This window comes from Streptomyces sulfonofaciens (assembly GCF_014656295.1).
Classification (GTDB): Bacteria; Actinomycetota; Actinomycetes; order Streptomycetales; family Streptomycetaceae; genus Streptomyces; species Streptomyces sulfonofaciens.
The window spans coordinates 360,313-373,055 of the sequence record NZ_BNCD01000006.1 but is presented as its reverse complement, the minus strand read 5'-3'; the positions used below and the strand labels follow the sequence as shown (position 1 = coordinate 373,055).

10 protein-coding genes are annotated in these 12,743 nt (G+C 74.7%); 7 read left to right on the top strand and 3 right to left on the bottom strand.

Translation table 11 applies throughout. The annotated features are described in order from the left end of the window. Positions 1–733: 733 nt before the first annotated feature. A complete protein-coding gene (locus IE313_RS36400; protein ID WP_189931552.1) occupies positions 734–1,456 on the top strand; it encodes a cell division protein PerM in 723 nt (240 codons plus the stop codon). A gap of 335 nt (positions 1,457–1,791) precedes the next feature. Here the strand turns inward: IE313_RS36400 and IE313_RS13315 are convergent, their stop codons facing one another. Beyond that, positions 1,792–2,850: a hypothetical protein gene (locus IE313_RS13315; RefSeq protein ID WP_189931551.1), complete on the bottom strand. Its 1,059-nt coding sequence runs from the start codon at positions 2,848–2,850 to the stop codon at positions 1,792–1,794. A 658-nt stretch (positions 2,851–3,508) separates the two neighbouring features. On the opposite strand from IE313_RS13315, the gene purN reads away from it, so the two are divergent. Beyond that, on the top strand, positions 3,509–4,156 hold the full coding sequence (gene purN, locus IE313_RS13310) for a phosphoribosylglycinamide formyltransferase (protein WP_189931549.1): 648 nt from the start codon (positions 3,509–3,511) through the stop codon (positions 4,154–4,156). After that, on the top strand, positions 4,146–5,738 hold the full coding sequence (gene purH, locus IE313_RS13305; protein ID WP_189931547.1) for a bifunctional phosphoribosylaminoimidazolecarboxamide formyltransferase/IMP cyclohydrolase: 1,593 nt from the start codon (positions 4,146–4,148) through the stop codon (positions 5,736–5,738). The genes purN and purH overlap by 11 nt, the downstream gene beginning before the upstream one ends. Before the next feature lie 119 nt (positions 5,739–5,857). Here the strand turns inward: purH and IE313_RS13300 are convergent, their stop codons facing one another. After that, positions 5,858–6,481, bottom strand: a complete 624-nt coding sequence (locus IE313_RS13300; protein WP_189931545.1) for a hypothetical protein — start codon at positions 6,479–6,481, stop codon at positions 5,858–5,860. Positions 6,482–6,907: 426 nt separating this feature from the next. Between IE313_RS13300 and IE313_RS13295 the strand changes: the two genes are divergently transcribed. From IE313_RS13295 to IE313_RS13285, 3 genes are all read left to right on the top strand, one after another. Then, entirely contained in the window at positions 6,908–7,780 is an 873-nt protein-coding gene (locus IE313_RS13295) for a bifunctional methylenetetrahydrofolate dehydrogenase/methenyltetrahydrofolate cyclohydrolase (protein ID WP_189931543.1), read from the top strand. Further along, on the top strand, positions 7,770–8,411 hold the full coding sequence (locus IE313_RS13290) for a DUF3017 domain-containing protein (RefSeq protein WP_229924597.1): 642 nt from the start codon (positions 7,770–7,772) through the stop codon (positions 8,409–8,411). Before IE313_RS13295 ends, IE313_RS13290 begins: the two co-directional genes overlap by 11 nt. 555 nt (positions 8,412–8,966) lie before the next feature. Continuing rightward, positions 8,967–9,956, top strand: a complete 990-nt coding sequence (locus IE313_RS13285; RefSeq protein ID WP_189931541.1) for a malate dehydrogenase — start codon at positions 8,967–8,969, stop codon at positions 9,954–9,956. Between the two features lie 185 nt (positions 9,957–10,141). Here the strand turns inward: IE313_RS13285 and IE313_RS13280 are convergent, their stop codons facing one another. Continuing rightward, on the bottom strand, positions 10,142–10,957 hold the full coding sequence (locus IE313_RS13280; RefSeq protein WP_189931539.1) for a hypothetical protein: 816 nt from the start codon (positions 10,955–10,957) through the stop codon (positions 10,142–10,144). A 262-nt stretch (positions 10,958–11,219) separates the two neighbouring features. Here IE313_RS13280 and IE313_RS13275 point away from each other — a divergent pair, with 262 nt between their 5' ends. Further along, positions 11,220–12,722 (top strand): aldehyde dehydrogenase family protein, encoded by a 1,503-nt coding sequence (locus IE313_RS13275; protein WP_229924596.1) that lies wholly within the window; start codon positions 11,220–11,222, stop codon positions 12,720–12,722. The last annotated feature ends 21 nt before the right edge of the window (positions 12,723–12,743 follow it).

The window sequence follows — 12,743 nt, the reverse complement described above, 5'->3', positions numbered from 1 at the left end:
GGCACCCGGGGCCCGGGCCGGGCGCGGGCCGGCCGCCGCGTCCGCCGCCGCCTCGGGCGGCCCCGCGGCGGGGGGCGCTGCGGCGGGGGGCGCTGCGGCGGGGGGCGCTGCGCCGGACCCCGGCGGCGGGCCGTCCGCGCCGGACGCTGCCGTCGCGGTCACCCCGGAGCGGGGGCGAGCCGCGCAGGGCCGGAACGGCGCGGCCGGGGGCGGTGCGTTCGGGAGCGGCGCGGAAGCACTCGCATCGGCGGGGGTCTCCGCCTCGGCGGGGGCGGCGGTCTCCGCCGGGGCGGTGGTGGCTTCTGCCGCGACGGCGAGCGGGGCCACGGCGGCATCCGGCGCTGCCGAGCCGTCCGCCGCCGACATGACCGACTCATCCGCGGCCCCCCGGGTCGAACCGTGCCCGCCCCACGGAGGCGAGCGGTCCCCGGTCGGCAGCGCCGACCCGCCTCCGGCGGACGGCAGCGGACCCTCCCCGGTGGTCGGTGCCGACCGGTCGCCGGCCGGTGGCACGGAATCCCCTCCGGCCGGTGGCGGCAGCACGGGACGGTCCGGAGGCGGTGGCGGCGCCGCACCGTCCCCCGTCGCTGGGGCGGAGGTTCGGGGCCCGGCGGCTTCCGGCCGCCGTGCGTCCCGGGCGGCGGCGCGGAGGGCCGCGGGGGGCTCCCGTGGCCCAGGCGGCCGGCCGGCCCCGGCAGCCGGACGGGGCCGGGGAGCCCGTGATGCCGGTGCCGTGGCCGAACCGTCGGGCAGGGCGATGGCCCGCAGGCGGCTGCGGGCCACCGTACGGTCCGCGACCGCGGGCACGGCCGTCCTGCTCACGGGCGGTGCCCTGCTCGCCCTGCTTCCGCTGCTGTGCCGGCCGGCGGAGGCCCGCACCGCCTTCCTCCACCTGGCACAGGACAACTCCGGCCGCGCGGCCGTCGTCCTGCTGGCGCTGGCCCTGCTGCCGAACGCGGCGGTGTGGGGCGCGTCCTTCGCCCTCGGTCCCGGCTTCCTGCTCGGCGCGGGCCACCTGGTGGCCCCGCTGGGCACGGCCGCGGTACCACTGCTGCCGGGTGCGCCGCGGCTGCCCGTGCTGCCCGCGGAAGGGTACGGCGCACCGCTGAGCTGGGCGGTCGGCGTGGTGCCGCTGGCCGCCGGGGTGACGCTCGCCTGGCGTACGGCGGGCGCGGCGGCACCGGCGTACGGGGAGCGGGAGGACGCCTGGGGCTGGGGGCGCACCCTGCTCGTGGTGACGGGTGCGGCGCTGCTGTGCGGTGCGATGACGGCCGGCCTGTGCGAGCTGGCGGGCGGCGCGATGGGCACCCGGGAGCTGTCCCGCTTCGGCCCCGTCCGGTGGCAGCCCGGTGTCGCGGCCACGGCCTGGATGCTGCTGGTGGGCACGCCGACCGTCCTGGTCCTGCGCGCCTGGCGGGTGCGTGGGCGGGCCCGCCGCTTCCGCCGCCCGGCCTGAACACCCAAGGCTCGCGAGACCGGGCCGCAGCCCCACCGCGCCCCGCCCCAGACGACCGCCCGGCACCCCGCCGACCGCCCCTCCGCCGAAGCGCCGGATCATTTCGGAGCGCCGGAGCGCCGGAGCGCCGGAGCGCCGGAGCGCCGAAGCGCCGAAGCGCCGGAGCGCCGGAGCCCCGAATCCCCCGAGCGCCGGAACCCGCGAACGCCGGAACCCCCGAATCCCCGAAGGGCCGGAGCCCTGGAGCCCCGAATCCCCCGAGCGCCGGAATCCGGACCCGCGGAACGCCCGGCCGCCCGTCCGTCAGGGAGCCGTGGTCGGACCGCGGTGGAGCCTCAGCCCTCCGTGCCCAGTACCGACCGCAGGTCCTGCGGCAGGAGGTGCTCGCAGGAGTGCCTGGCCGAGGCGGTCAGGGAGTCGTTCACACAGGTGTAGTAGTCCTTGTAGACAAGCTGGGCCGTGAAGGTCGCGGCCACCATCGCCAGGGCCAGGGCCGCGGTCACCAGACCGCTGACCGCGGCCGTGGTCTGCGGCCTCGCTCCCGGTCCGGGAACGGAGGCGGAAGTGGAAGCGGAAGGGGCGGCGGGGCGCGAACCGGCTGCCGCGCCCGCATCCGCCGCCTCGGACGGCTGCCGGGCCGGCCCGGCAGCGGGCGCCGCCGGATCCGGCTTTCCCGCCTTGCCGGGCTTGGCGCGCAGCGAGCTGATGCCCCAGTAGAGGCCGAGCGCCCCGAGCAGCAGGGCCACGTCACGCCAGCCGAAGAGGGCGAAGAAGAACGCCCACATGCCGCAGAGCAGGGCGTACCGGGCGCGTCGCTGTGCCGGGTCCGTGGGGTCCCAGCGCAGGCCGCCGCCCTGGCTCCCGGGGTCCTCGGGCCCACTCTGGCCGCCGGGCCGCTCCCCGAAGCCGCCGGACGAGCGGCCGGGCTGCTGGTTGCTCCACTGGCTGCCCCACGGGGACCGCCCGCTCCCACGGTCCGAACCGGAACCGGAACCGGAACGTGAGCCGGAGCCGCCCGCGGGGCGGCGTGGCTGCCACGGCCGGTCCGGCGCACCCTCGGGCGGCGGTGCGAACGGATTGTCCGCACGGTCAGGCTGTTCGCGCGCTCCTCCGCGCCCCCGCGCGCCGCCTGTTGCTCCCGAGTCACCGGCGCCACTCGCTCCCGGCGTGCCGCCCAGGCCGCCGGGACCCTCGGCGGCCCCGGGCTCCGAAGCCCCTCCGGGCCCCTGCGCACCCTCGGCTCCCTCGCCGGGCGCGCCCTCGTACGAACCGCCCCGCGGCGGAGCGGGGTGCTGCTCGCGCAGGAGTGGAGCCCCGTGCTCCGCGCCCCGCGGCGGCCCGGGCGTGAAGGGCTGCGAGGGCAGCGGCAGGTGGCGGAGGCTTCGGTCCGGCATCAGGTGTGCGTCTTCCCTCGGTGGTAGGGGCGGTGTCGGTGTGCGCTCGGTGCTGCTGGTGCGCTCGGTGCTGTCGGGGCGGGGCGTCGGATCTTCGGTGGTCGGCGTGGTCGGCGTGGTCGGCGTGGTCGGTGTCGTCGGCGGGGTCGGTGTGGCTTCGTACGGAGTCCGTGCGGGGTCCGTGCGGAGTCCCTACGGGGTCCGTACGCGGTCGGTACGGAAGCCCTGCAGGGGCCCTGCCCGGTCCGTACCGGTCGGGCGGGGTCTCCTGCTGACCGTGGGAACCGACCCGCGAACGCCGGTCCCCGCCCGGCGAACCATCGACGGACCCTCAGGAGCCGCCCACTGCGCGGCCCCGTGCAGTGCCAACGACCCAAGGCCCCGCAGCGTTCCCGTACGGACCTCCCCAGACGCTACCTCCCGGCCCCGCCCCCGTCCCGTGGGGGCCGCTCCAGGGGGCCGGTATCGTTGCGGGCGTCGGCCGCTTCGTAGGGTTCCCCGTATTCGGGGAAGCGAAGCCCTCGTACGACCCTACAAAGCCGTACGGCCGGGCGGACGTACAGAGCCGTACGACCGCCCGGAGCCCACCGCCCGGTCCCGCCGGCCGCCATCCGGCCGGCCCGTCCCGACATCAGCTCCTGTGAGAAAGGGCCCCACCGTGGCTCCCACTGAGGCCGCCAAGCGCGTCGTCGTGCTGGTCTCCGGCTCCGGCACCAATCTGCAGGCCCTGCTCGACGCCATCGCCGCCCGGGGGCCCGAGGAGTACGGCGCCCGGATCGTCGCCGTAGGCGCCGACCGGCACTCGGCCACCGGACTCGACCGTGCCCGTGCCGCGGGGCTGCCCACCTTCGTGTGCCGCGTCAACGACTACGGGAGCCGCGCCGAGTGGGATGCCGCGCTGACCGGGGCCACCGCCGCGCACCGCCCCGACCTGGTGGTCTCCGCGGGCTTCATGAAGATCGTGGGCAGGGAGTTCCTCGCCCGGTTCGGCGGGCGGATCGTCAACACCCATCCCGCGCTGCTGCCCAGTTTCCCGGGGGCCCACGGGGTGCGCGACGCACTCGCGTACGGCGCCAAGATCACCGGCTGCACCGTCCACTTCGTCGACGACGGCGTCGACACCGGCCCGATCATCGCGCAGAGCGCGGTCGAGGTGGTCGAAGAGGACACCGAGGAAGGCGAAGCCGCTCTCCATGAGCGCATCAAGGACGTCGAGCGACGGCTGCTCGTCGATGTCGTGGGGCGACTGGCCCGGCACGGCTACCGCATCGAGGGACGAAAGGTAATGCTGCCCGATGAGCAATGAGGGCGTGACCACCGAAGCCACCAGCGGGAACACCTCGCGGGTGCCCATCCGCCGGGCGCTCGTCAGCGTCTACGACAAGACGGGCCTGGAAGACCTCGCGCGCCAACTGCACGAGGCCGGTGTCGAGCTGGTGTCGACCGGTTCCACCGCCGCACGGATCGCGGCCGCCGGCGTGCCGGTCACCAGGGTCGAGGAGCTGACCGGTTTCCCGGAGTGCCTCGACGGCCGGGTCAAGACGCTGCACCCGCGCGTGCACGCCGGTCTCCTCGCCGACCTCCGCCTGGAGGACCACCGCAGCCAGCTCGCGGAGCTGGGCGTCGAGCCGTTCCAGTTGCTGGTCAGCAATCTGTACCCGTTCCGGGAGACCGTCGCCTCCGGCGCCTCGCCCGACGAGTGCGTGGAGCAGATCGACATCGGCGGTCCGTCGATGGTGCGCGCCGCCGCCAAGAACCATCCCTCGGTGGCCGTGGTCACCAGCCCCGAGCGCTACGGTGACGTGCTCGCGGCGGTCCGCGCCGGCGGCTTCGACCTGACGGCCCGCAAGCGGCTGGCGGCCGAGGCGTTCCAGCACACCGCCGCGTACGACGTCGCCGTCGCCTCCTGGTTCGCCGCCGACTACGCGCCGGCCGACGACAGCGGCCACCCCGACTTCCTCGGCGCCACCTACCGGCGCGAGAACGTGCTCCGCTACGGCGAGAACCCGCACCAGGGCGCCGCGCTGTACGTCGACGGCACGCAGGGCCTCGCCGAGGCCGAGCAGTTGCACGGCAAGGAGATGTCGTACAACAACTACACCGACACGGACGCCGCCCTGCGCGCCGCCTACGACCACGCCGAGCCCGCCGTCGCCATCATCAAGCACGCCAACCCGTGCGGGATCGCGATCGGCGCGGACGTCGCGGAGGCGCACCGCAAGGCGCACGCGTGCGACCCGGTGTCGGCCTACGGCGGTGTCATCGCCGTCAACCGCCCGGTCTCCAGGGAGCTGGCGGAGCAGGTCGCCGACATCTTCACCGAGGTCATCGTGGCACCCGGCTACGAGGACGGCGCACTTCAGGCGCTGACCAAGAAGAAGAACATCCGGGTGCTGCGCGTCGCGGGCGGCCCCGCGGGCCGGGTCGAGGTGCGGCAGATCGACGGCGGCGCGCTGCTCCAGGCCGCCGACCGGTTCCAGGCCGAGGGCGACGACCCGGCCGCCTGGACGCTGGCGGCCGGTGCCGCGCTGTCCGAGGCGGAGCTGGGCGAGCTGGCCTTCGCGTGGAAGGCGTGCCGGGCCGTGAAGTCCAACGCGATCCTGCTCGCCAAGGACGGCGCGAGCGTCGGTGTCGGCATGGGCCAGGTCAACCGCGTGGACTCGTGCCGGCTGGCCGTGGAGCGCGCGGGGGCCGAGCGTGCCCGGGGCTCCTACGCCGCGTCGGACGCGTTCTTCCCGTTCCCCGACGGCCCGGAGATCCTGATCGCCGCCGGTGTGCGGGCGATCGTGCAGCCGGGCGGCTCGATCCGCGACGAGCAGGCGGTCGAGGCCGCGCGGAAGGCGGGGGTGACGATGTACTTCACCGGGACGCGGCACTTCTTCCACTAGCGGTACCGCTTCCGCAAGGAAGCCGAGGGCCGCGCACCCGTGGGATCACGGGTGCGCGGCCCTCGGCATGCCGTGCGGTGCGCCGCTCGCCCCAAGCGCCTCGGTGAGCCCGCAGCAGCTCAGTGACGCGGCCGGTTGAACCAGGTGCTGGCCTGCGAGTTGACCATGGCCGCGAGGATGATCCCGGCGAAGGCGAGGGAGATGAGCCCGCCGAACGTCGCGGAGCCGTTCGCGCCGCCCACCATGTTGCCGATGCCGCCGAGGATCATCAGCGACGCGTAGACGATGGTGGTGATGCGGATGCCGCCGGCGCCGGTCTTGAACTTGACGCCGAGGAAGATCGACAGTGCGCCCAGGGCCACCAGCAGCACGCCGACGAGGATGCCGATGGTCGCCACCGTGCTGGTGTCGTCACCGGACCCGACGCCGTTGGACACGTCCTGGAGGGCGCCGATCGCGATGCCGACGATGAGGCCGGCGAGGATCTGGAAGCCCGAGAGGATGAACAGCAGGACGCGCGCGGTCTTCATCAGGCCCGGCATCTCCATGGCCATCTGGTTGCCGCCCGGGTAGCCCGGATAGCCCGGGTACTGCGGCTGCTGCGGGTAGCCGTAGCCGGGCTGGCCCTGCGGTGCCTGCGGGTAGCCGTAACCCGGCTGGTTCGGGGGCGGCGCGGGGTAGCCCTGCCCCGGTGGCTGCTGAGGTGGCTGGCCGTAGGGGTTGTTGGGTTCACCGAAGCTCATGGTGGTGCTTCCTCCGTTGGAAAGTGCGGGGACGACGCGGTGCGCACCAAGGAGGAAGAGTGGTACAGAAAGCGGCCGTTCCCCCCGGTACTGTCCGCGGCACTGCGCGGCCAATCGTTGTAAAGGCCGGGCATATTGTCCAGTCGCATTCCGTGTGTGTTGTGCAAGTGCAACCTGCCTGATCTTGCCCGCGGTACCGCGGGGCGCCGGGCCGTGCACGCTCCGTGCCCGCCTGCCGGGGCCCGCCCCGCGGCCCCTCCCGGCCCGGGACTCCCTCGCCGCCCCCTCTCGGGTCCCTGCCCGTGCCCTTCGCGGGCCCTCCCCGGCTCCCCGCGGGGCCCCGCACGGGGCGGCCGGGCGTCCGGATACGGAGACGGACAGGACCCGGATTGGAACCGCGGGACCCTCATCCGGGAGGATGAGGGCATGACCGCCCAGATTCTCGATGGCAAGGCCACCGCAGCCGCGATCAAGTCTGACCTGACCGCCCGCGTGGCGGCGCTCAAGGAGAAGGGCGTGGTGCCCGGCCTCGGCACGCTGCTGGTCGGCGACGACCCGGGCAGCCAGAAGTACGTGGCGGGCAAGCACCGCGACTGCGCCCAGGTCGGCATCGCCTCCATCCAGCGCGAGCTGCCCGCCTCCGCCTCCCAGCAGGAGATCGAGGCGGTGGTGCACGAGCTCAACGCCGACCCGTCCTGCACCGGCTACATCGTCCAGCTCCCGCTGCCGAAGGGCATCGACGAGAACCGCGTGCTGGAACTGATGGACCCCGCCAAGGACGCCGACGGGCTGCACCCGACGAACCTCGGGCGCCTGGTCCTCGGCGAGCCCGCACCGCTGCCCTGTACCCCCTACGGGATCATCCGGCTGCTGCGCCGGCACGGTGTGGAGATCAAGGGCGCGGACGTGGTCGTCGTCGGCCGCGGCGTCACCATCGGCCGCCCCATGCCCCTGCTGCTCACCCGCCGCTCGGAGAACGCGACGGTGACCCAGTGCCACACCGCCACCCGTGACCTGGCCGCGCACCTGCGGCGGGCCGACATCATCGTGGCCGCCGCGGGCGTGCCGCACCTGATCAGGCCGGAGGACGTGAAGCCGGGGGCCGCCGTGCTGGACGTCGGCGTCTCCCGGGACGGGAACGGCAAGATCGTCGGTGATGTGCACCCCGGCGTCGCCGAGGTCGCCGGCTGGCTCTCGCCCAACCCGGGCGGCGTCGGCCCGATGACGCGCGCCCAGCTCCTGGTCAACGTCGTCGAGGCTGCGGAGCGCGGTGCGGGAGGTGACCGGCGTGACGGGTGAGCCCGGAGCCCGGGAGCGCGCGGCGGGCCCGGCCGACGGGCCGGCGGCGGCCGCGGGCGAACGGGTGCCCACCGGGGCGGCGGCGTCCGGCCCGGCGGACGGCTCCTCCCGCGGTGCGGCCGCGGGCGGCCCCTCCGCCGATGCGGCGGGCGGCTCCCCCTCGGACGGCTCGCTCTCGGACGGCTCGCTCTCCGACGGCCCGGCCGCCGGCGGCGGGCCGGCCGAGAGGGCTGCCGGGCCCCGGCGCGCCTCGCGCCGCTTCCCGCTGTTCACCAAGGACACCGCGCGGCCCGAGGGCGGCGGCCGGGCGGCCTCCGGGGACGCTCCCGCGCCGGCCCGCCAGTGGCCGGTCCTCGCCGTGCTGGTGCTGGTCGGCACGGGCCTGCTGATGACCGCCTTCGACCTGTTCCGCGGCGGCACCCTACTGGTCGGCCTCGCGCTGATCGGCGGCGCCGCGCTGCGCTGGGCGCTGCCCTCGGTCGGGATGCTCGCGGTGCGGTCCCGGTTCACGGACCTGGTCACGTACGGCGTGCTGGGCACGGCGATAGCGCTCCTGGCGATGATGGCCCAGCCCCACCCCTGGCTGGAGATCCCCTTCCTGGACGACATGCTGCACTTCACGATTAGCTGATCCGTCGGCCGCGGTACCGGCCGCCGGTCCGGCGCACGAAGACGGCGCCCGTCCTCTCCCCCGATGAAGGACGGGCGCCGCCGCTCGGTGCGGCACCGGTCGTGGCCGACGCCGCGTGCCGCTGTCCCGCCCTGCCGTCGGCCGTTGCCCAACAGGTTCGGCGACCTGCCCGAACCGTTCAAGGCCCGCAGGACCGCCGTGGCACGGAGGTATCCATTCCGCTACCGTGTGCGCGCCTCGCAACGATGTGCGAACAACTCCCAACAACCCGCCGGTAGCGAGGATTTCGTGCGAAGGGGGAATGCTTCCGCCGAGTCGGGGAAGCCGGATCCTTACCCCCACGGGAGTGGCCACACCCCCGACGGCGGCCGGCCGGTGCCCGTGCCCGCCCGGGCACCGGACGGCCGCCGTTCCCCTCTCCGCTGTGGGCCGGGCCACACGGCCCTGAGCGGTCACGCGGGACCCGGCGCGATAGCCTGACGGCGGTTCTCTTGATGCCGAGAGAACACGCCAGGGGCAAGGCCCCCCACCGCCAGCTGTCATACGGAGAACGCCATGACCCGCACTCCCGTGAACGTCACCGTCACCGGCGCGGCCGGCCAGATCGGTTACGCACTGCTCTTCCGCATCGCCTCCGGCCAGCTGCTCGGCGCGGACGTGCCGGTCAGGCTGCGGCTGCTGGAGATCACACCGGCGCTGAAGGCCGCCGAGGGCACCGCGATGGAGCTGGACGACAGCGCGTTCCCGCTGCTGGCCGGCATCGACATCACCGACGACCCGAACGTCGCCTTCGACGGCACCAACGTCGCCCTCCTCGTCGGCGCCCGGCCGCGTACCAAGGGCATGGAGCGCGGGGATCTGCTGGAGGCCAACGGCGGCATCTTCAAGCCGCAGGGCAAGGCCATCAACGACCACGCCGCGGACGACGTCAAGGTCCTCGTGGTCGGCAACCCGGCCAACACCAACGCCCTCATCGCCCGTGCCGCCGCGCCGGACGTACCGGCCGAGCGGTTCACCGCCATGACCCGGCTCGACCACAACCGCGCCCTCACCCAGTTGGCGAAGAAGACGGGCGCGGCGGTCTCCGACATCAGGCGCCTCACCATCTGGGGCAACCACTCGGCGACCCAGTACCCGGACATCTTCCACGCCGAGATCGCCGGCAAGAACGCCGCGGAGGCCGTGAACGACGAGAAGTGGCTGGCGGAGGAGTTCATCCCGACGGTCGCCAAGCGCGGCGCCGCCATCATCGAGGCCCGCGGCGCCTCCTCGGCCGCCTCCGCCGCGAACGCCGCCATCGACCACGTGCACACCTGGGTCAACGGCACCGCCGACGGCGACTGGACCTCGATGGCCGTCCCGTCGGACGGCTCCTACGGCGTGCCCGAGGGCCTGATCTCCTCGTTCCCGGTCACCACCAGGGACGGCGCCTACAGCATCGTCCAGGGCCTGGACGTCAACGAGTTCTCCCGCCCCCGCATCGACGCCTCCGTCAAGGAGCTCGTCGACGAGCGTGACGCGGTCCAGGGCCTCGGCCTGCTCTGAGCCACGGCCGGGCCCCGGTCCTGCGGCCCGTCCCGCCGCCGAGCGCACCCCTGAGCAGCGGGGCGCCGGGGGCGGGGCGGGCCGCCGCGGTGAAACGGCCGTGACACGGCGGTCGCCTCCCGGGGCGCCCCGCCACCCGCCGGGGCACGCGGGCCCGCCGACGCGGGGCACGCGTGCCGCATCGGTCAGCCGGCCGACAGCCGGGCCTCCAGCTTGGAGACGTCCACCGAGTCGGAGGCCGGAGGCGTCTTCGACGGAACCGCCTTGTTGTAATCCGAAAGGGTGACGACGACGTTCGCCTGCTTGCCGCGGACGGTGGCCCTGAGGGGGAAGGGGGTGCCCTCGGCGGACACGAACACGGTGCTCGACCTGCCGCTCCTGGTGCCGGTGAGGGGCACCGCCCGGGTGCCCGCCACGCTGGTCGTGCGCCCCTTGCGCAGGGTGCTGCTCGCGGTCATCGCCGCGGAGCCGATCTCCTGGCGGAAGCCGTTCAGGTCGCACAGGCGCGCGGCTTCCTTGAGGAAGTTGCTGCTGGTGGTGCCGTGCACCCACCGGCCGTTCAGGAACGACGCGGCGGCCCGGCCGGTCCTGCCCGGAAGCTGGGACTTCCAGAACGTGTCGTTGGGCCGCAACCACACCTGGTTGCCGCGTTTGACGAGGGACACCCGGCCGCCGTCGGAGTAGCCGAGGCCGGCCGTGCAGTTGCCCCGCCGGTCCAGCCGCAGATCGGTGGAGCTGGGCCGGTGCCGGTCGGAGCGCGCGGCCCGGTCGTCCAGACGGGCGTGCAGTGAGGAGGCGCCCCGCAGCGCCTTGCTGCTCCGGTCGGCGATCTGGCGGGCACTGAGCCGTTCGATGCCGTTGTTCCCGCCGTCGGTTGCGGGGGCGCCCGACGGCGTCCGCGGGGGAGCACCGGCGGAACTGGGCGCGGCAGGCAGCGCGAGCAACGCGACGGCGGCACAGCCGACCGTGGTGACCAGCCCGTATCCGGCGAGGCCGGACACCCGCCGGGATGCTTTGTGGGATCCTCGGCCCGTTCGGGCGGCCCGCGGTTTCCTGGGCGACGTCGTTGCCATCACACCACCTCCTGGGACATACCACCCTTCGGCACCCATCAGCGTAGGTTCCGCCCGTCGGCGCTGCACGTGCAGTGACGCGCCGCGGGTTCCCCCCATGAATCCCGCATGGTTTCGGCCACTTGGGGAAGGCGCTGGGCCGCCGGGCGTGGACGGCCGGCGGCAGAGTGCGACGGAAGGCATACGGGACGTGTCCGCACAGCAGAGCATCCACGTGGGTGGAGAGTGGCGCGGTGCCCTCTCCGGGGCCACACGCGAGATCATCGACCCGGCGGACGGCACGCCGTTCACCGAGGTCGCCGAGGGCGGTGCCGAGGACGCGGACGAGGCCGTGGCGGCCGCCAGGGCGGCCTTCGACAGGGGCCCCTGGCCGGACACCTCCGCCGCCGGGCGCGCCGCCGTGCTGCTGGCCACCGCCGCCCTGCTGGGGCGGGACCGCGAGGAACTGGCGCTGCTGGAGAGCCGCGACACCGGCAAGACCCTCAGGGAGGGCCGTGACGACGTGGACTGCGTCGCCGACACCTTCCGCTACTTCGCGGGCCTGGTGGGGTCCGAGGACGCGGGCCGGGTCGTCGACGCGGGCTCACCCGACATCCACAGCGTCGTCGTCCACGAGCCGGTGGGCGTCTGCGCCCTCATCGCGCCCTGGAACTACCCGCTGCTCCAGGCCAGTTGGAAGATCGCGCCGGCGCTGGCGGCGGGCAACACCTTCGTGGTCAAGCCCTCCGAGCTCACCCCGCTGACCACGGTGGCGCTGATCCGGCTGCTCGCCGAGGCCGGGCTGCCCGCCGGGGCGGCCAACATCGTCACGGGTCCCGGCGATCCCGTGGGAGCACGGCTGGCCGCGCACCCCGGCGTCGACCTGGTGTCCTTCACCGGCGGACTGGCCAGCGGCACCAAGGTGGCCGAGCTGGCCGCGCCGGGCGTCAAGAAGGTCGCGCTGGAACTCGGCGGCAAGAACCCGAACGTCGTCTTCGCGGACGCCTGCGCCACCGACGAGGGCCTGGACACCGCCGTCGACCAGGCACTGAACGCCGCGTTCATCCACAGCGGCCAGGTCTGCTCGGCGGGCGGCCGGCTGATCGTCGAGGAGTCCGTCCGCGAGCGCTTCGTCACCGAACTGGCCGCGCGGGCCGCCCGGATCAGGCTCGGCCGAGGCACCGCGGACGGCGTCGAGTGCGGGCCCCTCGTCTCCCGGCAGCAGCGCGAGAGGACCGAGGCGTACGTGGCGTCCGCGCTGGCCGAGGGCGCGGTGCTGCGCATCGGCGGCAAACGTCCCGAGCCGTCCGCGGTCAGGCCCGCCACCGGCTACTTCTACGAGCCCACCGTCCTCGACCGCTGCCACCGCGGTATGCGGGTGGTCCGCGAGGAGGTGTTCGGCCCCGTGCTGACGGTGGAGACGTTCACCACCGAGGACGAGGCCGTGGCGCTCGCCAACGACACCGAGTACGGCCTCGCCGGCGCGGTGTGGACGTCCGACGCCGGACGTGCCCGGCGCGTCGCGCGCCGGATGCGGCACGGCACCGTGTGGATCAACGACTTCCACCCCTATCTGCCGCAGGCGGAGTGGGGTGGGTTCGGCAAGTCGGGCACCGGGCGCGAGCTCGGCCCGGCCGGACTCGCCGAGTACCGCGAGGCCAAGCACGTTTACCAGAACCTGGCGCCCGTGCCGGTCCGGTGGTTCACCGGCTGACCCCGGCCCCGTGCGCCCCGC

Excerpts from the sequence above, each read along its gene's own strand:
- IE313_RS13315 (WP_189931551.1), bottom strand. The coding sequence starts at position 2,850 with ATGCCGGACCGAAGCCTCCGCCACCTGCCGCTGCCCTCGCAGCCCTTC.
- purH (WP_189931547.1), top strand. The coding sequence starts at position 4,146 with ATGAGCAATGAGGGCGTGACCACCGAAGCCACCAGCGGGAACACCTCG.
- IE313_RS13300 (WP_189931545.1), bottom strand. The coding sequence starts at position 6,481 with ATGAGCTTCGGTGAACCCAACAACCCCTACGGCCAGCCACCTCAGCAG.
- IE313_RS13295 (WP_189931543.1), top strand. The coding sequence starts at position 6,908 with ATGACCGCCCAGATTCTCGATGGCAAGGCCACCGCAGCCGCGATCAAG.
- IE313_RS13285 (WP_189931541.1), top strand. The coding sequence starts at position 8,967 with ATGACCCGCACTCCCGTGAACGTCACCGTCACCGGCGCGGCCGGCCAG.